At 69.4% G+C, this 18,107-nt stretch carries 21 protein-coding genes and 1 pseudogene; 10 read left to right on the top strand and 12 right to left on the bottom strand.

The window, feature by feature from the left end; translation table 11 throughout:
- Nucleotides 1-38 precede the first annotated feature (38 nt).
- Nucleotides 39-1,181: an N-acetyl-alpha-D-glucosaminyl L-malate synthase BshA gene (gene bshA / locus L1280_RS03205; protein ID WP_253580632.1), complete on the top strand. Its 1,143-nt coding sequence runs from the start codon at nt 39-41 to the stop codon at nt 1,179-1,181.
- A 126-nt stretch (nt 1,182-1,307) separates the two neighbouring features.
- On the opposite strand, the gene L1280_RS03200 is transcribed toward bshA, so the two are convergent.
- Entirely contained in the window at nt 1,308-1,874 is a 567-nt protein-coding gene (locus L1280_RS03200) for a hypothetical protein (protein WP_253580631.1), read from the bottom strand.
- Between the two features lie 349 nt (nt 1,875-2,223).
- On the opposite strand from L1280_RS03200, the pseudogene L1280_RS03195 reads away from it, so the two are divergent.
- Nucleotides 2,224-2,382, top strand: a pseudogene (locus tag L1280_RS03195) (GNAT family N-acetyltransferase); the annotation flags it as partial.
- A 90-nt stretch (nt 2,383-2,472) separates the two neighbouring features.
- Nucleotides 2,473-3,024, top strand: a complete 552-nt coding sequence (locus L1280_RS03190; RefSeq protein WP_253580628.1) for a GNAT family N-acetyltransferase — start codon at nt 2,473-2,475, stop codon at nt 3,022-3,024.
- A 59-nt stretch (nt 3,025-3,083) separates the two neighbouring features.
- On the opposite strand, the gene sucD is transcribed toward L1280_RS03190, so the two are convergent.
- The 3 genes from sucD to L1280_RS03175 all read right to left on the bottom strand — a co-directional run bounded on the left by sucD (nt 3,084) and on the right by L1280_RS03175 (nt 5,442).
- The gene (gene sucD, locus L1280_RS03185; RefSeq protein WP_253580627.1) at nt 3,084-3,995 is read right to left on the bottom strand and encodes a succinate--CoA ligase subunit alpha; all 912 of its coding nucleotides are present in this window, start codon (nt 3,993-3,995) and stop codon (nt 3,084-3,086) included.
- Nucleotides 3,995-5,143, bottom strand: a complete 1,149-nt coding sequence (gene sucC / locus L1280_RS03180; RefSeq protein ID WP_253580626.1) for an ADP-forming succinate--CoA ligase subunit beta — start codon at nt 5,141-5,143, stop codon at nt 3,995-3,997. The genes sucD and sucC overlap by 1 nt, the downstream gene beginning before the upstream one ends.
- A 119-nt stretch (nt 5,144-5,262) precedes the next feature.
- Nucleotides 5,263-5,442 carry a hypothetical protein gene (locus tag L1280_RS03175; RefSeq protein ID WP_253580625.1) on the bottom strand — a complete coding sequence of 60 codons (180 nt, stop codon included), beginning with the start codon at nt 5,440-5,442 and terminating at the stop codon, nt 5,263-5,265.
- Between the two features lie 53 nt (nt 5,443-5,495).
- Between L1280_RS03175 and L1280_RS03170 the strand changes: the two genes are divergently transcribed.
- The 3 genes from L1280_RS03170 to L1280_RS03160 all read left to right on the top strand — a co-directional run bounded on the left by L1280_RS03170 (nt 5,496) and on the right by L1280_RS03160 (nt 7,698).
- On the top strand, nt 5,496-6,548 hold the full coding sequence (locus L1280_RS03170; protein ID WP_253580623.1) for a Xaa-Pro peptidase family protein: 1,053 nt from the start codon (nt 5,496-5,498) through the stop codon (nt 6,546-6,548).
- Nucleotides 6,549-6,609: 61 nt separating this feature from the next.
- On the top strand, nt 6,610-7,074 hold the full coding sequence (locus L1280_RS03165; RefSeq protein WP_253580621.1) for a YbjN domain-containing protein: 465 nt from the start codon (nt 6,610-6,612) through the stop codon (nt 7,072-7,074).
- 132 nt (nt 7,075-7,206) lie between these two features.
- Nucleotides 7,207-7,698 carry a BsuPI-related putative proteinase inhibitor gene (locus L1280_RS03160; protein WP_253580620.1) on the top strand — a complete coding sequence of 164 codons (492 nt, stop codon included), beginning with the start codon at nt 7,207-7,209 and terminating at the stop codon, nt 7,696-7,698.
- A 57-nt stretch (nt 7,699-7,755) separates the two neighbouring features.
- On the opposite strand, the gene pepF is transcribed toward L1280_RS03160, so the two are convergent.
- Complete coding sequence (pepF, locus tag L1280_RS03155; protein WP_253580619.1) at nt 7,756-9,579, bottom strand: oligoendopeptidase F; 1,824 nt, start codon at nt 9,577-9,579, stop codon at nt 7,756-7,758.
- Nucleotides 9,580-9,868: 289 nt separating this feature from the next.
- Here pepF and L1280_RS03150 point away from each other — a divergent pair, with 289 nt between their 5' ends.
- On the top strand, nt 9,869-10,264 hold the full coding sequence (locus L1280_RS03150; RefSeq protein ID WP_253580617.1) for a rhodanese-like domain-containing protein: 396 nt from the start codon (nt 9,869-9,871) through the stop codon (nt 10,262-10,264).
- Between the two features lie 30 nt (nt 10,265-10,294).
- Here the strand turns inward: L1280_RS03150 and L1280_RS03145 are convergent, their stop codons facing one another.
- The gene (locus L1280_RS03145) at nt 10,295-11,074 is read right to left on the bottom strand and encodes an RNA methyltransferase (RefSeq protein ID WP_253580616.1); all 780 of its coding nucleotides are present in this window, start codon (nt 11,072-11,074) and stop codon (nt 10,295-10,297) included.
- Nucleotides 11,075-11,107: 33 nt separating this feature from the next.
- Between L1280_RS03145 and L1280_RS03140 the strand changes: the two genes are divergently transcribed.
- Nucleotides 11,108-11,494, top strand: coding sequence for a YchJ family protein (locus L1280_RS03140; protein ID WP_253580614.1), 387 nt, complete (start codon nt 11,108-11,110; stop codon nt 11,492-11,494).
- A 14-nt stretch (nt 11,495-11,508) separates the two neighbouring features.
- Here L1280_RS03140 and L1280_RS03135 read toward each other — a convergent pair whose 3' ends face one another.
- The 3 genes from L1280_RS03135 to L1280_RS03125 form a co-directional block, all read right to left on the bottom strand.
- A complete protein-coding gene (locus tag L1280_RS03135; RefSeq protein ID WP_253580612.1) occupies nt 11,509-14,007 on the bottom strand; it encodes a U32 family peptidase in 2,499 nt (832 codons plus the stop codon).
- 132 nt (nt 14,008-14,139) lie between these two features.
- Complete coding sequence (locus tag L1280_RS03130) at nt 14,140-14,622, bottom strand: universal stress protein (RefSeq protein ID WP_253580611.1); 483 nt, start codon at nt 14,620-14,622, stop codon at nt 14,140-14,142.
- A 48-nt stretch (nt 14,623-14,670) separates the two neighbouring features.
- Entirely contained in the window at nt 14,671-14,961 is a 291-nt protein-coding gene (locus tag L1280_RS03125; protein ID WP_253580609.1) for a rhodanese-like domain-containing protein, read from the bottom strand.
- A 62-nt stretch (nt 14,962-15,023) separates the two neighbouring features.
- Here L1280_RS03125 and L1280_RS03120 point away from each other — a divergent pair, with 62 nt between their 5' ends.
- A complete protein-coding gene (locus L1280_RS03120; RefSeq protein ID WP_253580607.1) occupies nt 15,024-15,353 on the top strand; it encodes a rhodanese-like domain-containing protein in 330 nt (109 codons plus the stop codon).
- A complete protein-coding gene (locus L1280_RS03115) occupies nt 15,353-15,706 on the top strand; it encodes a metal-sulfur cluster assembly factor (RefSeq protein ID WP_104990609.1) in 354 nt (117 codons plus the stop codon). The genes L1280_RS03120 and L1280_RS03115 overlap by 1 nt, the downstream gene beginning before the upstream one ends.
- Before the next feature lie 67 nt (nt 15,707-15,773).
- Here the strand turns inward: L1280_RS03115 and L1280_RS03110 are convergent, their stop codons facing one another.
- From L1280_RS03110 to L1280_RS03100, 3 genes are all read right to left on the bottom strand, one after another.
- Entirely contained in the window at nt 15,774-16,466 is a 693-nt protein-coding gene (locus tag L1280_RS03110; RefSeq protein WP_253580606.1) for a zinc metallopeptidase, read from the bottom strand.
- Nucleotides 16,467-16,524: 58 nt separating this feature from the next.
- The gene (locus L1280_RS03105) at nt 16,525-16,815 is read right to left on the bottom strand and encodes a stage V sporulation protein S (RefSeq protein WP_253580605.1); all 291 of its coding nucleotides are present in this window, start codon (nt 16,813-16,815) and stop codon (nt 16,525-16,527) included.
- 95 nt (nt 16,816-16,910) lie between these two features.
- Nucleotides 16,911-18,092 carry an acyl-CoA dehydrogenase gene (locus tag L1280_RS03100; RefSeq protein WP_305881865.1) on the bottom strand — a complete coding sequence of 394 codons (1,182 nt, stop codon included), beginning with the start codon at nt 18,090-18,092 and terminating at the stop codon, nt 16,911-16,913.
- Between the last annotated feature and the right edge of the window lie 15 nt (nt 18,093-18,107).

The following is an 18,107-nucleotide window of genomic DNA, read 5'->3' as shown; positions in this document are numbered from 1 at the left end:
GGGTCAGGTGGCGCGGGGCGTCCTATACTCCGCAGGCCATGCCGACTCCCCAAAGGCCCGACAAGATCGCCGTGCTGTGCCACACCGGGGCGGGGGGATCCGGCGTGGTGGCGACCGAACTCGGGCTGTTGGTGGCGGCCGCCGGGCGCGAAGTGCATTTCGTCGGGTCGGCGGTGCCGTTCCGGCTGGCGGGTCAGCGCGGGCTGGGTCGGCCCTACTTTCACCAGGTGGGGGGGTTCGCCTACGCGCTGTTCGACCAGCCCTACCCAGAGCTGGCCGCCACCAACACGCTGACCGAGGTGATTCTGGAGCACGGGGTCAGCCTCACACACGCGCACTACGCGATTCCGCACGCCTCGGCCGCGATTCATGCCCGTGAGATCACCGGGCGCAGCCGGGTGCTCACCACCCTGCACGGCACGGACGTGACCCTGGTGGGGGCCGAACCCGCCTTTCGGCACACCACCCGTGACGCCATCGAACGCAGCGACCACGTGACGGCGGTGTCGCAGTTCCTGGCCGACCAGACCCGCGAAGTGTTCGGCATCACGCGCGAGATCGAGGTCATTCACAACTTCGTGGACGCGAATCGGTTTGTCCGGGTCACCGACCCCGCCCTGCGTGCCCGCTTCGCCCACCCGGAAGAAGCGCTGATCGTCCATATCAGCAATTTCCGGCCGGTCAAACGGGTCGAGGACGTGGTGCAGGTCTTCGCGCGGGTGGCGAGTGAGATTCCCGCCCGGCTGCTGATGGTCGGAGACGGCCCCGAACGGTCCCGCGCCTTTGAACTCGCCGGGCAACTCGGCGTGATCGGGCGCACCCACTTCCTGGGCTCTTTTCCCGACGTGGAGGGCGTGCTGGGCATCAGCGACCTCTTCCTGCTGCCCAGCACCAACGAGAGTTTCGGCCTCGCCGCGCTGGAGGCCATGAGCTGCGAGGTCCCGGTGGTCGCGGCCCGCGCGGGCGGCGTGCCCGAGGTCGTCGAGGACGGTGTCACCGGCTACCTCGCCCCGGTGGGCGACGTGGACGCGATGGCGGACGCCGCGCTGCGGGTTTTGCGCGACCCGGCGCTTTACCGCCGCCTGGGGACCGCCGCACGGGAAGCGGCGCTGACCCGCTTTCAGCCGGAGCGAATCGTTCCGCGGTATCTGAATGCTTACGCGCGGACTGTGGAGGGTTGAGCGAGAGCAGGAAATATTAAGTGAAAGGTTTCACGATAAATCCGATCGTGAAATTTTTGTTTGCCTTAGTGGATGGAACAGGAAGCAGGAGAGGCGCTCCAGAGCCTCTTCCCGCCCGACTTCTGGTCAGCGGCCGAGTTCCAGCGTGACGCGGGCGACACCCTCAGTGAAGGGGGAGATGCGGACGGCCCGCCCGACCTCGACCTCGAAGGCGTTCCAGCCGCGCCGCAGGCTCACCGCGTAGCCCCGGCTGGCCCGCACGGTCACGTCGCTCCCCACCCACACCACGAAGAGGGTGCCGCGCCCGCTGTCGAGGCTGACCTCGCGGAGCGGCTCGTTCTCGTCGCGCTGCCCACTGCGGTTGAGGTCGCGGTAGGTGAAGAACTTGAGTTCGGCCGTCTGCGGCTGGGCGTTCACGGTGACGGGGTCGAGGACGCCGGGCCAAGCGACGTTCTGGGGATTCAGCGCGGTCTGGGCTCGGAAGGTGGGCGGAGCAGTGGGGATTTCCAGCCGGAAGGTGCTCCCGGTGACGGGCACGCTGACGAGTTCTTCGACCGGTTGCCCGGAAGGACTCACTGCCCAGCCACTGACGCGGGTGTCTCCCGGCACCGCGCCCTCCACACTCCCCGTGACGGTCAGGGCTGGAGCCGTCCCCAACAGCAGGGCGGCAAGGGCGAGCAGGCGGGCTGGCATGCCTCCAGTCTACGCGCGGGCCTGACGGCGATGTGACGCTGGGTCACGGAAGGGGACGAGGGTGCCGACAGGACCTCCCCGCTAGGGCATCTTGCGGATGTCGGCAGCTCTGGGTTGGCCGAAACTGGACGCCTCAGGGCGCACTGGCCCGGGAAGCCCGCCCCACGTGGCGTTCTGGGATACGCCCCCGAGAGGAGAAGAAGATGTCGTTTTTCATTCGGCCCTTCATTGCTTCTGATCTCGCCGCGGTTCAGACCTTGCACGAGCAAACGGCTACAGCGCCCGCCGTCGACCGAGCGGCAACCCAGGCGGAGGATACGGGCGTACGGGCGGCGCGGAGCCCCTCCGGCGGTTCGTGGCCGAGCAGGAGGAGGCGGTCGTGGGCTACAGTTCCGTGGCCCGCTCCCCCTGGCATCCGGAGGGGTGGTACCAGGGCGACGGCCTGGTGCTGCCGTCCGCCCGTGGGCAGGGAATCGGGTCGGCCCTGACGGGTCACGCGGTGGCGTAGGCGCGGGGGGTCGGGGCGACGCAGCTCACCACCTGGGTCGACGGACAGGTCGCAGAATTCGAGCGGTTTGCCACCCGGCGGGGCTTTGCGGTGGTCCAGCGCTTCGTGACCATGACGCTGGAGGTGGAGGGGGCAGACGAAGAGCTGCTGGACGGGGTGGTGCGCCGAGCCCACGGGAACGGCTTCTCGCTGTTCACCTTCGGGGACACCGGGGCGACGGCCGAAGCCCGGCGCAAGCTCTACGACCTCAACCGCCGCCTCGCCCCGTTGCTGCCCGGCAACGGCGACGAGTTTCCCACCTTTGAGGAGTACGAGCGGGAGATTGTCGAGGCCAACTGGTTTCGGCCAGAGGGCCAACTGATCGCGGCCCACGGCAACCACTGGGTCGGGCTGGTGGGCCTGGGCTTCTACGAGGAGGGTCGGCGCCTGCACCACGAGTTCACGGCGGTGGACCCGGCCTACCAGGGAAGGGGCGTCGCCCTGGCGCTCAAGGCGTGGAGCGTGCAGAAGGCGCGGACCTGGGGCGTCCGCGAGATTCGCACTGGGAACGACGCCTCGAATGCGGCCATCATCGGGGTCAATCGCCGCCTGGGGTACGCGCTGCGGCCGGGGGTGGTAAAGCTGCGCCGCGCCCTCGGCTGAGCCAAAGGTGAGGGGAGAGGAAGCCTGAGCCTCCTCTCCCCTCTTACCTGCCCTGAAGGTCAGGCGGTGACGTTCAGCGCCTTTTTGACGAGCTCGATGATCTCGGGCATGGTGTCGGCGACGGGCACGTTCGCGGCCTCAAAGGCGGCGAGCTTGCTTTCTGGGGTGCCGACATTGCCCATGATGATCGCGCCCGCGTGGCCCATGCGCTTGCCCGCCGGGGCCGAGCGGCCAGAGATAAAAGCCACGACGGGCTTCTTCATGTTCTGCGCGATGTACTCGGCGGCGGCTTCCTCGTCCGCGCCGCCGATCTCGCCGATCACGACCACGGCGTCGGTGTCGGGGTCGGCCTCGAACATGGGGAGCACGTCCGCGAAGGTCGTGCCGATCACGGGGTCACCGCCGATGCCGACGGTGGTGGAGGTGCCCATCCCCGCGTCGTTGAGCAGCTTGGCGGCCTCGTAAGTCAGCGTGCCGGAGCGGCTGATCAGGCCGATGCGGCCGGGCTTCTCGTAGATGCGGTTGGGCATGATACCCACCTTGGCTTCGCCGTTGGTCACGAGGCCGGGGCAGTTGCCACCAATCAGGCGCACGCCCTGGCCGCCCGAGGCGCGGCTCTGCGCGTCGAGTTCCTTGACCTCCTGCACAGCCCGCATCATGTCGACGGTGGGCACGCCCTCAGTGATCAGGACGATCAGGGGCATCCCGGCGTGGGCGGCTTCCAGCACGGCGTCGGCGGCCCCGGCGGGGGGCACGAAGATGATGGAGACGTTCGCACCGGTCGCGGCCTTGGCTTCCTCGACCGAGTTGTACACGGGCCAGCCCTCGAACTCGGTGCCGCCCTTGCCGGGGGTCACGCCCGCGACGACCTGGGTACCAAAGTCACGCATGGCGCGGGAGTGCGAGGCGCCTTCACGGCCGGTCATGCCCTGCACGATGACCTTGCTGTCCTTGTTCACGAGGATGCCCATTACTTGTTCGCCTCCTTGGCAGCCTCGTCGGCGGCCTCGAACATGGTGGGGTACATCTGGATGAGGGGGCTGTTCACTTCCGCGAGCAGTGCCTTGGCCTCGTCTTCGGCTGTCCCGGCGATGCGCATGCGCACCGGCTTGGTCAGGATGCCTTCTTCGAGGGCCTGAATCACGCCCTTGGCGACCTCGTCGGCGCGGGTGATGCCGCCGAAGATGTTGATGAAGATGCTCTTGACGTCGGGGTCCTTGGAGACCAGCTTGACCGCGTTGTACACGATCTCGGCCTTGGCGCCGCCGCCGATGTCGAGGAAGTTGGCGGGCTTGGCCCCCGCGCGGTTGACCACGTCGAGCGAGGTCATCACGATGCCCGCGCCGTTGCCCAGCACGCCGACATTGCCGTCGTCGAGTTTGACGTAGGCGAAGCCGTACTTGCTGGCCTCGATCTCCAGGGGGTGCTCGGCTTCCAGCTCGCGCCAGTCGGAGAGGTCCTTGTGGCGGTACATGGCGTTGTCGTCAATCTCGAACTTGGTGTCGAGGGCGAGCGGCGTGCCGTCCGCGTCCACGAAGAGGGGGTTGATCTCGACCAGAACGGCGTCCATCTTCAGGGCCGCTTCCGACATCTTGACCATCATGTCGGCGATCTTGTTCAGGTTGCCCTTGAAGCCCGCCTTGAGCGCGACTTCCCGCGCCTCGAAGGGACGCAGGCCGGTCACGGGGTCGACGCGGTGCTTGATGATCTTTTCGGGGGTGGCCTCGGCGACCTCCTCGATTTCCATGCCGCCCTCGGCGGAGGCCATCAGGGTGTAGCTCTGCACGTTGCGGTCGACGATCATGCCGACGTAGTACTCGGTCCCGGCGTCGATGTCGACGGCCTTGGTCACGAGGACCTTCTTGACGGTCAGGCCCTTGATGTCCATCCCCAGGATCTTCTCGCCGTTCTCGAAGGCCTTGTCGATGTCGGGGCTGAACTTCACGCCGCCCGCCTTGCCGCGTCCGCCGACGTGCACCTGCGCCTTGACGACGACCGGCTGCCCATACTCGCGGGCGATCTGCCGCACCTCGTCGGGCGTGTAGGCGACCTTGCCTTCCTGCACGTTCACGCCGAAGCGGCGCAGCAGTTCCTTGCCCTGATACTCGTGAAGTTTCACGACGCTGTTCCTCCTTGGGGGTGGTTCGGCCAATGCGTGGCCTGTCTTTTGTCCCGATCACGGAGTATAAGCCGCGCCAGCGTGACTCCGGCACCTTGTCCCCGTGGGGGGGACAGAAATCAGTCGCCCGGCGTGACGGAGAGGTAAGCCGATAGGCCGTAGGCGAGCACCAACAGCACCGCTCCCACCGTGAACCCCAGGAGAACCTGCCCCGCTCGTCTCACCCCCGAGTGGGGAGCGTAGGCAAGCCCAATCGCCAGCGAAAACAGCACAGCGAAGATCAGCATCAGCCAGAGCATGGGCCAGGATGACACTCCCGCCCCCGGCGCCCCATGTGTTACGGTGCCCGCCGATGACACAACTGGAGCAACTGCGGGCGGCGATGAGGCAGGCCGGGGTGGACGCCCTGTGGGTGAGCGACCCGGCGAACGTGCGGGCTGTGAGCGGCTTTTCGAGCGGCAAGGACGGCAAGGTGCTGGTCACCGGGGACGGGGCCGTGCTGTACACCGACGGGCGCTACACGGTGCAGGCGCAGGAGGAGTCGCGCATCGAGCAGCACATCGCGCGGCCCCCGGAGACGTACCAGGACGCGGCGGAGCGGGTGCGCGGCGGGCGCGTGGGCTTCGAGGCCGAGCACCTGACGGTCGCGGGCCTGGAGGCCCTGCGCGAGCACTGGGAGGCCGAACTGGTCCCTACGCGCGGGCTGGTGGAGGGCGTGCGGCTGATCAAGACGCCCGAGGAGGTGGAGGCGATCCGGGAGGCGCAGGCGCTGGCCGACCGGGTGTTCGGAGAGGTACGCCCGATGATCCGTGCGGGCGTGCGCGAACTCGACGTGGCGCTGGAACTGGAGACTGGCCTGCGCCGCGCCGGGGCCGAGGTCGGCTTCGACGTGATCGTGGCGAGCGGGCCGCGCGGGGCGATGCCACACGGGGTCGCGAGTGAGCGCGTGATCGAGGACGGCGACCTCGTGACCATCGACTTTGGGGCGCGGGTGCGGGGCTACCACTCCGACATGACGCGCACGGTGGCGGTGGGCCGCCCGTCGGAGGAAATGCGCCGCGTCTACGAGGCCGTGCTGGAGGCCGAGGAAGCTGCCGTCGCCGCCGTGAGACCGGGCGTGCGGGCCGCCGACCTCGACGCGCTGGCGCGGGGGATTCTGGAGCGGCATGGTCTGAGCGAGGCGTTCGCGCACTCGCTGGGGCACGGCGTCGGCCTGAACATCCACGAGGGGCCGGGGCTGCGCGGCACCAGCGAGGACGTGCTTGAACCCGGCATGGTGATCACGGTGGAGCCGGGCGCCTACCTGCCGGGAGTCGGGGGCGTCCGCATCGAGGACCTCGTGCTGGTCACCGAAGGCGGCTACGAGGTGCTGAGCCACACGCCCAAGGAACCGCTGCCGCAGTAACAAGCACCCCGGCGTTCGGGTAGAATCGGCGCCGGGTTTCACCCCACAGGAGGAGTTTCAAATGACCATGGAAACCGCACTTCTCACGCTGGACACGCTCGCCAAGTACCTGCGCGACAAGGAAGTCCAGCTCGATATCGAAGATCAGGGCGGGCAGCGCTTCATCCGCATGGGCTGGCGCTTCGAGATGGGGGACGCCGCCGTGCTGGTGTCCGTCAACGACGGCCCCAACAACACCAGCCGCCTGGAAGTCACCTGCGTGACCCAGAAGAACTACGCCGACCGCCGCCTGGAAGTCATGACCATGCTCAATGACCGCAACCGCGAGCGGGCCTTCTCCCGTTCCATCGACGCGGACGGTAACGTCTGGCTGGAGTACGTGGGCTTCTACCCCACCCTGGCCGAGATGCCCCAGGAAACCTTTGACACCCTGTTCGGCGGCGTCCTGATGCACTTCCAGGACGACTACGCCGCGCTGGAAGGTTTCGCGCCCCAGGGCATGCAGGTTCAGCAGCCCCAGGCGTAAGCAGGAGATGGGCGGGGGGACTCCCCGCCTGCTCTTGGCGAATTCAAGTGAAAGTATTCACGATAAGTCTGGTCGTGAAGTTTTTGTCCCCTTGAATCAGCCAAGGATCAGGGTGGCCATTAGGGTGGGATTATGCCGAGCCTTCGTCGCGCCCTGCTCACGCTTCTCGCCGTGTACACGGTTGCCACGGCTCAGGCTCGCCCACCCCTCGCCCCGGTGATGGGCGAGCAGGAGGTGGGGAGCCTTCCGCTGCGGCTGAATCTGGTGGCCCTGCCGAGCTATACCCCCGGCGAGGTCGTGCGCTTGAAGTTGTTCCTGAAAAACGTCTCGCATAAGCCTCTGGCGCTGGAGGTGGCGCGGAATGTGCCCGACTATGACATCACCGTGCAGAACGCTCAGGGACAGGCGGTGTGGAGTTGTGCAGGTGCGGAGCCGGTGGTGCGCCTCTCCATGAACGAGGTGCGGACGCTGGCGCCTGGGCAGACGTGGTCCTTCGCCTGCGAGTGGCCCCAGTGGGGTCCGGACCGGACGGTGGTCGCACGCGGGACCTACGTCGTGAGTGCCAGCCTGTGGGCCAACGGCCAGTCGCGGCGGTCCACGTCGCGGCGGATCACGCTGCGGTAGGGCATGAACAGGGGCGGGAGGCCCACCCACGGCCTCCCGCCCTTGCTTCAAGTTCTCTCAGCTCCCCTTGCGGGCCGCCAGCAGTTCTTCCAGCCGGTCCACATACCCCGCCAGCGTGCGGAAGGTCGCCTGCACGGGTTCGGGCGAGAGCATGTCCACCCCAGCTTCCTTCAGTGCGTCGATGGGGTCGAGGCGGCCGCCGGAGCGCAGGAAAGCGAGGTAACGCTCACGGGCGGCATCCGGGTCCTGGCCGAACTGCTCCAAAATCTGGTGGGCGGCACTGATGCCGGTCGCGTACTGGTAGGCGTAGAAGTTGGCGTAGAGATGGGTGGAGAACTGCGCCCACAGGATGCCGGAGCGTTCGCGGTCCATCTGCACGCCGTCGCCGTAACCCTGGGCAAGCAGGTCGGCGGTCAGGCCGATCAGGTCGGGGGCGCTCAGGGTGCCGCCCGTCTCAATGCGGCGGTAGGCCTCCAGCTCGAAGGCGGCCAGCGTCGGCATGATGAAGAAGTAGCGGTGGAAGTTGGCGAGGGCTTCCTCGATGAGCTGCACCTCGAAGTCGGTGTCGCCGGATTCGCGGGCCTGGCGCAGCAGATGCTGGCGGACCATCGCCTGGTTGAAGTTGGAGGCCACCTCGGCGTGGAACAGGGTGTAGCGGGGCACGGCGTAGGAGTGTTCACGCTGGGAGAGCAGCGAGTGCATGGAGTGGCCGATCTCGTGGGCCAGGGTAGAATAGCTGCTCATGGTGCCGTTCCAGGTCATGAAGATGTAAGGCTTGACCCGGCCGCCGCCGTTGGAATAGGCGCCCTGGCGCTTGCCGTCGTTCTCGGCGTAGTCTACCCAGCGCTCGGTGGTCAGCCCAGCCCGCATGTCGCGCAGGTACGCGTCGCCGAGGGGGGCCATGCCTTCTTCGATCCAGTCCACCGCCTGCTCGTAGGAGACGGCGCGGGGCGGGGTGAGGGCGGCCTTCACGTCGTATTCGCGCAGCTCAGGGAGGCCCAGCCACTCCCGGCGCACGCGCCAGTAGCGGTGCCAGGTGGGGGTGTGGGCGCGGTAGGTGTCCAGCAGGGTGGTCACGACGCCCGTGGGGATGTTGTCGGGCGCGAGGAAGGACGTGATCGCGTCAGGGTAGCGGCGGGCGCGGGCCAGGAACACATTCTGGCGGACGTGGGTGGCGTACATCGCGGCCTGCGAGTGCCGCACGCCAAGGTGGGCGTCGGCGTAGTTCTCCCAGGCCTCGCGGCGGACCTCGCGGTCGGGGTGGGAGGTCAGGCGGTCCACGTTGCCCTGGGTGACGGCCTCGCCGCCCGCCGTACCGAAGCGCAGGTCCATGTTGGCGAGGGCGGGGTGGATGCCGCGCTCGGAGGCGAAGGGAGCCTGGACCGCGCCGAGGAGTTCCTCGACCTCGGCGGAGCGGACGTGCGGGCGTGAGCGCCACAGCCGCTCGAAGCGCACCACGTAGTCGGTGAGTTCGGGCCGCGTGAGCCACCCGCGCACCGTCGCCTCGTCGAGCGCAAGGAGTTCGGGGCGAGCGAAGGCGGTCGCACTGCCGTAGCGGGCGGCAATCGTGCTGGCGCGGTCGCGGCGGGCGGCGGCCTCGGCGTCGCGGCCGTCCACGCTGGCGCCCATGCTGGCGTAGGAGAAGAAGCGGGCGAGGCGCAGCTCCACGTCGTCCGACTCGCCCAGGTAGGCGGCGAGGGCGTCGGGGCCGCTGCCGAGCTGCCCGGCGTGGTTGCCCAGTGCATCGATGGCGGCGGGGAGGGCCTCGGCCTCCGCCTCCCAGTCCTGCGGGGTGGCGAAGAGGGCCTCGATATCCCAGGTCTGCTCGCGGGGAACGTCGGCGCGGGCGGGCAGGGCCGCCTTCCTTTCGGCTGTGGTCATGGGGGGAGGCTAGCAGAGGGGTGGGAAGTAGAGTCCCTCGGCCAGATGGCCTAGCCTGCTTTCACCTGGAGCGGCGGCGGGGCGGCTCTGAATCCAGGCAACCCAGCGGATGCCCGCCACCGGTCGGGGGGTCCGGGGGGGAGCAGGAGTAAGCTGGGGGCACTGCTGGTTGGTCCCCTGGAAGGACAGGATGATCGGCAGAGGCCGTGTCTGCTGCGATTAGTCCCCGCGTTCGTTCGCCTCGCGTCTTTGCCACCTGGCTAGGCGGCGGAGAGGAAAGGAGTCCGGCATGGCCCCCAAAACGGCGGCTCAACTCGTACACGAGGCCCGGCAACGGGTCGAGAACCTGTCGGCGGCGCAGGTCGCGGCGGAGCTGGAAGTTGGAGAGGCGGTGCTGATCGACGTGCGGGAACCGGCGGAACACGCCTCAGCAGGGGTCATCCCCGGTGCGGTGTCGGCCCCACGGGGCATGCTGGAGTTCTGGGCGGATCCGTCCAGTCCATACCACCGCCAGGAATTCGACCCGGGTCGCCGAGTCATCCTGCACTGTGCCAGTGGGGGCCGCTCCGCGCTCGCGGCGGATACCTTGCAGCAACTGGGCTACACGAACGTGGCCCATCTCGATGGCGGCCTCAAAGCCTGGACGGAAGCCGGATACCCGGTCGAGAAGTCCGGGGCCTCCTGACCGAAGCGTCGCCGGGCGTGTGGAACAGCCTCAGCGCCGCTGCCGCAGCGCCTCGTACAGCACCAGCCCCGCCGCCGTCGCCACGTTGAGGCTGTCGGCCTCGCCGTGCATGGGGATACGGACGGGGAGGTCCGAGGTGCGCCATTCGGGGGGTAATCCAGCGTGTTCGGCGCCCAGCACGAGGGCCACCCGGCCCGTCAGCGGTGTGTCCCAGTAGTCGCGGGGGGCATCGGGGGTGCAAGCGACACGGGTGAAGGCATGCTCGGCGAGGTAGGCCTGGGCCTCGGCCTCGGGGAGGGCCGTGACGGGCACGGTGAACACGCTGCCCTGCGAGGCGCGGATCACGCCGGGCGAGTAGAGGTCGGTCCCGCCCAGGATCAGGACGCCGCCCACGCCCGCCGCGTCCGCCGTACGGAGGATCGCGCCGAGGTTGCCGGGCTTCTCCAGGCTGTGCAGGACGAGGAGGAGGGTGTCCGGGCCGGGGACGGGTAGGGGGCGGGCAGGGCGGGGGGCGACCGCCAGCAGGCCGTCGGGATTCTCGCGGGCGCTGACCTTTTCAAAGGCCTCGCGGGAGAGTTCGAGGCGGGGGCCGGGGAGGTTGGGGGCCACCTCCTGCGCTTCGGGGCTGTACAGCGCGGGGCAGAGGTAGAGGGTCTGGAACTCCAGTCCGGCGGCGGCAGCGCGGGCGAGTTCGCGGGCGCCCTCGATCAGGAGGACGCCCTCGCGGTCGCGGTCACGGCGGGCACGCAGGCGCACGAGGCGCTTGACGTGCGGGTTTTGCAGGGAGGTGATGGCGGGGGGCGCGGTCATCGGGGGTTCAGTATGCCCGCTATGCTTCCCGCCATGTCCCTCCCCTACCCGCCTTTCAAGCCCTGCCCATGCGGTTCGGGACGCAGCTACGGCGCGTGCTGCGGTCCCCGGCATGCGGGCGAGCGGCCCGCCGAGACGCCGGAGGCGCTGATGCGGTCGCGGTATACGGCCTATTTCCTGCGCGACACGGGCTACGTGCGGCGCACCTGGCACCCCGACACCTGCCCCAGCGACTTGAATCTGGACGCGGAGAACACCTGCTACACCGGCCTGACCATCCACCGGGCCGAGGGCGACGAGGTGGAGTTTACCGCCACCTTCCGAGCGGATGGGCGTGCAGGACGGATGCGCGAGCGCAGCCACTTCGCGCGGGTGGAAGAGGCATGGGTGTACGTGGACGGAGAGGTGCGGGGAGGTTAGCCCCCCCCAACTGCTCAGAGCATCGGCAACGTGGTCAGCCCCTCGAAGCCGGGCGGCACGAAGAGGCTGCCCTCGGTGGTGCCCGTCTCCGAGAGGGCGTGCAGGCGGGCCGCCAGCGCCCCCGCATCCAGCTCGCCCGCGAGGTAGGCGCGGTGGGCGGCGATGACCTCGCGCACCTCCTCCGGGGACTCGTGGACGAATTCCAGGCGGAAGTCGCGCAACCCCGCCGCCCGCCAGGCGTCGAGGTGCCCCCCGGCGACCTGGGGCCGTCCCTCGAAGACCGTGTTGCGGCAGCCCACGTCGGCCATGACGGGGTGCAGCCGCCCGCGCTCGTCGCGCAGGGCGACCCGGTGCGACTCGCAGGGGTGCCCGCAGGTCGTGTAGTCGGTGCCGTCCGACAGGAAGCGGCAGAAGACGCAGTGCTCGGTGTGGAAGACCGGGAGGTGCCCGTAGGCGATGACCTCCAGCCGCCCCGGGCCGACGAGTCCGGCGAGGTCGGTGATCTGCCGGGCGTTGAGGTCGTGGGTGGGCGTGACCCGCGTGAGGCCGAGCTCCAGCAGGGCGCGGGTGGTCAGGACGTTGGCGGCGTTCAGGCTGAAATCGCCCGTGAGCGCGGGGAGGTCGGGCGCACCCTGCAAGCCTTCCAGCAGGCCGCCGGAGCGCACCAGCAGCTCGGCCCCCAGCGACAGCAGGAACTTCTGGAGGTTCTGCTCGGTGGGCTTGAGAATGCGCGGGCTGGCGACCCGGACGGGGATTCCAGCGGCCTTGACGCGCTCGACGCTGGGCTTGAGGCCGTACAGCTCCAGGTAGTCGAGCGTAATCGAGTCGGGCCGGGCCTCCAGCGCGGCGTCGAGTTGCTCGGGCGTGCGGACGAGCACGTGGAGGCGGTCAGGAGCGGGGCTGGGGGCAGGGGGCGCGGCGACGGCCCCCCTCAACGCCTCATCCAGCCGGGGCGTGATGCGGCGGGCCGGGGCCTCGGCGCGGAGGGCGGTCAGGCGCTCGGCAGCCTCGCGGCGCAGGGCGTTGAGGGCGGAGACAGGCAGGAAGCCCAGGCCCGCGAGGTCAGCGGTCAGCGCGGCGAGGTGGTAGCCCGTGCCCCCCAGCTTGCCGAGGCTCTCGCGCAGGCCCTCTTCCGTCAGCCCCCGGTTGCGGGCGGGCTGAAGGAGGTCGGGGAGGGTGGCGGTGGCCGCATGGCCGTATTCGTCGGCCAGGGTGAGGGCGGGCGGCTCGCCGACGTGACCCCGGAAGTGGGCGGTCACCGGACGGGTGTAGACGGGGTCGACGGCGTCCAGCAGCGGCTTCACACGGGCCACCAGGCCAGGGTCCTGGGTACGCCACACCGGGTCGCCGGGGCGCACGCGGGCCGGGTCCACCGCACCGCGCCCGAAGCGCAACTCGTAGGTCTGGCCGGGGCGGACTTCCTCGGTCTGACGCCCGCCCTGCCACAGGCCGTACAGGAAGCCGCCCTCCTCGCGGCCTTCCGGGGTGCGCCAGTTGGCGGGGTCGAAGACGAGGCCGTCGCCGGGCTTGACCGTTTCGGCCAGTTCGACCAACACGCCGCGTTCGGTCGTCCCGCGCACGGTGCCCACGCGCACGCCCCGGTGCCTCGGTGCCCGGCCGCGCACGACCGTCTGGTGGTTGGTGCCCGCGATGAAGTGCGGCCCCAGCCCCCGCGAGTAGACCTGTTCGAGATCGCGCTCCTCTCCCGGCGTGACCGAGAGGGGCAGGCCCGCCCACGCCTCGTCCACGGCCTTGCGGTAGGCGGCAGTGGTCAGGGCGACGAACTCGGCGTCCTTGTAACGGCCCTCGATCTTGAGGCAGTTCACGCCGAGGTTCACGAGGTCGGGCACCTGATGCAGCGCGTACAGGTCGCCCGGCGAGAGCAGGTAGCGGGCGTCCCCGAGGTCGCGGTGCAGGCCGTCCACAAAGAGGTCGTAGGGCAGGCGGCAGGCCTGGGCGCACTGGCCCCGGTTGGCGGAGCGGCCTCCCCACGCCTCGGACGAGAAGCACTGACCCGAGTAGCTCACGCACAGCGCCCCGTGGACGAAGGTTTCCAGTTCCATGTCGGTCGCGGCAGCGATGCGGCCGATGTCGCGCAGCGAGAGTTCGCGGCCCAGCACCACCCGGCTGGCCCCGAAGCGGCGGGCGAGTTCGGCGCCCTCCGCCGAGGTGATGCTCATCTGGGTGGAGCCGTGGATGGGGAGGTCGGGGCAGATCTCGTGGGCAAGGCGGGCGACCCCGTGGTCCTGCACGATGATCGCGTCCACGCCGCTTTCGGCCAGGTGGATGAGTTGGCGCTCGGCCTCCCGCAGTTCGCCGTCAAAGACGAGGATGTTGAAGGTCACGAAGCCCATCACCCCACGGGCGTGGAGGGTCCGCATCAGCTCCGGAAGCTGCTCGTTGGTAAAGCCCACCTTGGCGCGGGCGTGGAAGGCCTCCACCCCGAAAAAGACGGCGTCGGCGCCCGCCTCGACCGCCGCCCGCAACTGGGGCCAGCCGCCGACAGGACTCATCACTTCTGGTTTCACACGCGCACGCGCCATAACGGGGCAGTCTAGCCGACCCGCCGGGGCGCGAGCGTGAGCGGGGGAACGGGACCGGGGGCCAGGTCCGGCAGTGAACCCTGGCCCCCGGCGCGGCAAGGCTTAAAGGCTGGCGATGGCTCCGCCACTCTGGACGGCGGCCCAACTCGGCACCGCCTGCCCATCGCGCACGAGCAGCACGGGCACCGGGGCGTGGTGGGTCACCGCTTCTGCGACGCTGCCGAGCAGGGCGCGGCTCAGGCCCGAGCGCCCGTGGGTGCTCATCACGATCAGGTCGGCCCCCAGGGTCTTCGCGGCTTCCAGAATCAGCCGGGGCACCGGGCGGCCCGAGGCGCGTTCCAGCCGCAGGTCGGCGTGCGGAAGCCGGGCCTGGAGTTCGCCTTTCAGGGCCAGCAGCGCTTCTTCCTGCTGCTGCACGGCGTTCTCGGGAATATAGGCGTAGGCTTCGGCCACGGTAGGCAGGGGATCGGGCTGCACGTACAGGACCGAGAGATCGGCACCCAGGGCGCGGGCGAGCGCGTCGGCGTGGGCAAGGGCCTGGTGGCCGAGCGAGCTGCCGTCGGTGGTGACGAGGATGCGGGGCATGGTCAACCTCCTATGGCCCCAGCCTCGGCTCCAGCCATTACCGGCGCGTTACCGCGTGCCCAGCTCGCGGCGCAGGGCAGGCAGGCCGCCGGGGTAGGCGGTCGCGTCCAGCCCGTCGGCCTGCAGCAGCCGGGCGGCCAGGGCCGAGCGGGGACCGCGCTCGCACAGCACGACCAGGGGGCCGAGATCGGGGGTCAGGCCGTGCGTACCGCGCTCGACCGCGTCCAGGGTCAGCGGGCGCACGGGCAGAGAGGTCAAGAGTTCCAGCGGCTCACGGAAGCGCAGTTCCTGGGGCCGCAGGTCGATCAGGGTCGCGCCGGGGGGAAGACCGGTGGGCATGGGCCGAGTGTAGGGGGTCAGGGGCACGGTCGCATGGGACGGCGGGCCTGTATCCTGCCCGCATGACCCAGACCTCCATTCCCGACATCACCCCGGCCGAGGGCCACCAGCGGGTGCAGCAGGGTGCCCTCCTCGTGGACGTGCGCGAGGCGAACGAGTACGCCGAGCTTCATGCCGAAGGCGCCCGGCTTCTGCCCCTCAGCGAACTGGAGAGCCGGTTCGGGGAACTGCCCAAAGGCCGCCCACTCGTCATGATCTGCCGCAGCGGTGCCCGCAGCGCCCGTGCCGGGGAATACCTGCGGGCGCAAGGCTACGGCGACGTGGTCAACCTCGCGGGGGGCACCCTCGCCTGGGCCGACGCGGGCCTGCCCACCTCAGGAGGAGAGCAGTGATGGAAGACCAGACCCAGACCGCCGCCCCCCAGGGCGCCCTCCCCAACGAGGAGCAGGTCCTCGAGGCCCTCAAGGTCGTCAAAGACCCCGAAATTCCGGTCAACGTGGTGGACCTCGGCCTGATCTACGGGGTAGACATTCAGCCCACGGGCCTGGTGGACATCACCATGACGCTGACCAGCGTGGGCTGCCCGGTGCAGGACCTGATCCGCGCCGACGCGGAGATGGCCGTGGGTCGGCTCGACGGCGTCAGCGAGGTCAATGTGGAGTTCGTCTGGACGCCGCCGTGGGGGCCGGACAAGATGACCGAGGACGGCAAGCGGCAGATGCGGATGTTCGGCTTCAACGTGTAAACACTCCGTAATAGAAAAGCGCCCCAGCCTGAGCCGGGGCGCCTTTTGTTGGTTTGGTTGGCGAGGCTCAGTCGCTCTGGCTGCGGGCGATGCCCAGCACGTTGAGCAGTTGCGCGAGTGCCATCGCGAAGCCCGCCACGTAGGTCAGGGCGGCGGCGGTGAGCACGGTGCGGGCACCCTGCGCCTCCTGACCCGCCACCACGCCGCGCTGCCCCAGATACGCCAGGGCGCGGCGGCTCGCGTCGAACTCGACGGGCAGGGTGACGAGGTGGAAGAGGAGGGCTGCGCCGAACAGGATCACGCCCAGCCACAGCAGGCCGGTGAGTTGCAGGAACACGCCCGCGAGCAGCAGCAGCGGCGCGAGGTTCATCCCCAGGCTGAGGGGCACCGCGAGGCGGCCACGCAGCACGAGCGCGGGCATCCGCACCTTGTCCTGAATGGCGTGCCCGACCTCGTGCGCGGCGACGGCCAGGGCCGACACGCTGGGGAGGCGGTAGTTGGCTTCCGAGAGGTTGACGGTCTTGCGGATGGGGTCGTAGTGGTCGGAGAGCTGGCCGGGCACCATGTTGACCGGCACGTGCGAGAGGCCGTTCTCGTCGAGCATCATGCGGGCAAGTTCCGCGCCGGTCAGGTTGCGGCTGTTGCGGACTTGCCCCCACTTGCCGTAGGTACGGCTGAGGTAGCCCTGAATGAAGAGCGAGGCCACGAAGATGATCAGAATCAGAGGCCCATACGGCCCCATGAAGGCGAGGAAGTCCATACGCCCCCAGTATGAGTGACTTACACTCAGGTTCGGTGAAGACGGGCTTTAACTGCGTTCAGGGTTGCCGCACGGCACGGACCAGGAAGCAGAGGGCGGTGCGCTCCTCCTGCTCGTGCTCCAGTTTGATGAAGCCGGGTTGCACGGTGAGGTCGAGGGCATTCCCGACCAGGTAGCCCCGCGCGATGGCGAGGGCCTTGACCGCCTGATTGACCGCCGCCGGGCCGATGGCCTGCACCTCAACCTGACCCTGCGAGCGCAGCAGGGCGGCGACCGCGCCCGCCACGGCGTTGGGCCGCGACTGGCCGGAGACACGCAACACTTCGGGCGAGGGCGGCGACTGAGTCATCACTGGCGTTCACTATAGCCTCATCTGACGCTCAGGGGGAAGGCAGGGGAAAGGGGGCACACCCGGTCGGCACGCCCCCTCTCGACCTCATTCTGTCAGTCGGCGTACTCGGCGAACACCGCGCGGCTGATCACGAGTTGCTGAATCTCGCTGGTGCCCTCGTAGATCTCGGTGACCTTGGCGTCACGGTAGAGGCGCTCGACGGGGTACTCGCGGCTGTAGCCGTTGCCGCCGAAAATCTGGATGGCGTCGCGGGTCACGTCCACGGCGGCTTCCGAAGCGAGCAGCTTGGCGATACTGGCCTCCTTGCCGTAGGGCTGGCCCTGGTCCTTGAGCCACGCGGCCTTGAGGGCGACCATCCGGGCGGCCTCGATGCGGGCAGCCATGCGGGCGATTTTGAAGGAGACGCCCTCGAATTCCCGGAGCTTTTTGCCGAACTGCTTGCGCTCGGAGGCGTATTTCGCGGCGTGTTCCAGGGCAGCGCGGGCAATGCCCAGGGCCTGCATGGCGATGCCGATGCGCCCGGCGTCCAGGCTGGCGAGGGCGATGATCAGGCCCTGGCCTTCCTCCCCCACCACGTTCTCACCGGGCACCCTCACCCCGTCGAAGGTGACGGTGGTGGTGTGGGCGGCGTGCAGGCCCATCTTTTCCTCGGGGCGGCCGAAGCTCAGGCCGGGGGTGTTCTTTTCAACCACGAAGCAGGACACGCCACGGGCACCGGGGTTACCCGTGCGGGCCATGACGAGGTAGGTTTCGGCCTGACCGCCGGAGGTGATCCAGGCCTTGGAGCCGTTCAGGACCCAGGCGTCGCCGTCGCGCTCGGCCCGCAGGCGCAGGCTCGCCGCGTCGCTGCCCGCGCCGGGTTCGGTGAGGCAGAACGCGCCGATGTGCTCGCCGCGGGCGAGGGGGCGCAGGTACCGCTCGCGCTGGACATCGGTGCCGTAGCGCAGCAGCATCTGCTCGGGGAGGCCGTTTTGCACGGAGACGATCACGGCAACCGAGGCGTCGGCGGCGGCGATCTCCTCCAGGCACAGGGCGTAGGTCACCGAGTCGAGGCCCGCACCGTCCCAGGCTTCGGGGAGGGTGGCGCCCATCAGGCCCAGCTCGGCCAGCCCGCGCAGTTGCTCGTGGGGGAACTCGCCGCTGCGGTCGTACTCAGCGGCCTTGGGGGCAATCTCGGCGCGGGCGTACTCACGGACGTGCTGCACGATCATGCGCTGGTCGCCGGAGAGGGCGAAGCTCATGCCCGTGTCGGCGGCGGGAAGGGTGGCGGTCATGGGGTCAGGCTAGCA

Source organism: Deinococcus sp. HSC-46F16, from assembly GCF_024171495.1.
GTDB lineage: Bacteria > Deinococcota > Deinococci > Deinococcales > Deinococcaceae > Deinococcus.
The sequence above is the reverse complement of the archived record's forward strand: the minus strand, read 5'-3'. Positions and strand labels throughout refer to the sequence as shown.

Excerpts from the sequence above, each read along its gene's own strand:
- bshA (WP_253580632.1), top strand. The coding sequence starts at position 39 with ATGCCGACTCCCCAAAGGCCCGACAAGATCGCCGTGCTGTGCCACACC.
- L1280_RS03200 (WP_253580631.1), bottom strand. The coding sequence starts at position 1,874 with ATGCCAGCCCGCCTGCTCGCCCTTGCCGCCCTGCTGTTGGGGACGGCT.
- sucD (WP_253580627.1), bottom strand. The coding sequence starts at position 3,995 with ATGGGCATCCTCGTGAACAAGGACAGCAAGGTCATCGTGCAGGGCATG.
- L1280_RS03175 (WP_253580625.1), bottom strand. The coding sequence starts at position 5,442 with ATGCTCTGGCTGATGCTGATCTTCGCTGTGCTGTTTTCGCTGGCGATT.
- L1280_RS03170 (WP_253580623.1), top strand. The coding sequence starts at position 5,496 with ATGACACAACTGGAGCAACTGCGGGCGGCGATGAGGCAGGCCGGGGTG.
- L1280_RS03165 (WP_253580621.1), top strand. The coding sequence starts at position 6,610 with ATGACCATGGAAACCGCACTTCTCACGCTGGACACGCTCGCCAAGTAC.
- L1280_RS03160 (WP_253580620.1), top strand. The coding sequence starts at position 7,207 with ATGCCGAGCCTTCGTCGCGCCCTGCTCACGCTTCTCGCCGTGTACACG.
- pepF (WP_253580619.1), bottom strand. The coding sequence starts at position 9,579 with ATGACCACAGCCGAAAGGAAGGCGGCCCTGCCCGCCCGCGCCGACGTT.
- L1280_RS03150 (WP_253580617.1), top strand. The coding sequence starts at position 9,869 with ATGGCCCCCAAAACGGCGGCTCAACTCGTACACGAGGCCCGGCAACGG.
- L1280_RS03145 (WP_253580616.1), bottom strand. The coding sequence starts at position 11,074 with ATGACCGCGCCCCCCGCCATCACCTCCCTGCAAAACCCGCACGTCAAG.
- L1280_RS03140 (WP_253580614.1), top strand. The coding sequence starts at position 11,108 with ATGTCCCTCCCCTACCCGCCTTTCAAGCCCTGCCCATGCGGTTCGGGA.
- L1280_RS03135 (WP_253580612.1), bottom strand. The coding sequence starts at position 14,007 with ATGAGTCCTGTCGGCGGCTGGCCCCAGTTGCGGGCGGCGGTCGAGGCG.
- L1280_RS03130 (WP_253580611.1), bottom strand. The coding sequence starts at position 14,622 with ATGCCCCGCATCCTCGTCACCACCGACGGCAGCTCGCTCGGCCACCAG.
- L1280_RS03125 (WP_253580609.1), bottom strand. The coding sequence starts at position 14,961 with ATGCCCACCGGTCTTCCCCCCGGCGCGACCCTGATCGACCTGCGGCCC.
- L1280_RS03120 (WP_253580607.1), top strand. The coding sequence starts at position 15,024 with ATGACCCAGACCTCCATTCCCGACATCACCCCGGCCGAGGGCCACCAG.
- L1280_RS03115 (WP_104990609.1), top strand. The coding sequence starts at position 15,353 with ATGGAAGACCAGACCCAGACCGCCGCCCCCCAGGGCGCCCTCCCCAAC.
- L1280_RS03110 (WP_253580606.1), bottom strand. The coding sequence starts at position 16,466 with ATGGACTTCCTCGCCTTCATGGGGCCGTATGGGCCTCTGATTCTGATC.
- L1280_RS03105 (WP_253580605.1), bottom strand. The coding sequence starts at position 16,815 with ATGACTCAGTCGCCGCCCTCGCCCGAAGTGTTGCGTGTCTCCGGCCAG.
- L1280_RS03100 (WP_305881865.1), bottom strand. The coding sequence starts at position 18,092 with ATGACCGCCACCCTTCCCGCCGCCGACACGGGCATGAGCTTCGCCCTC.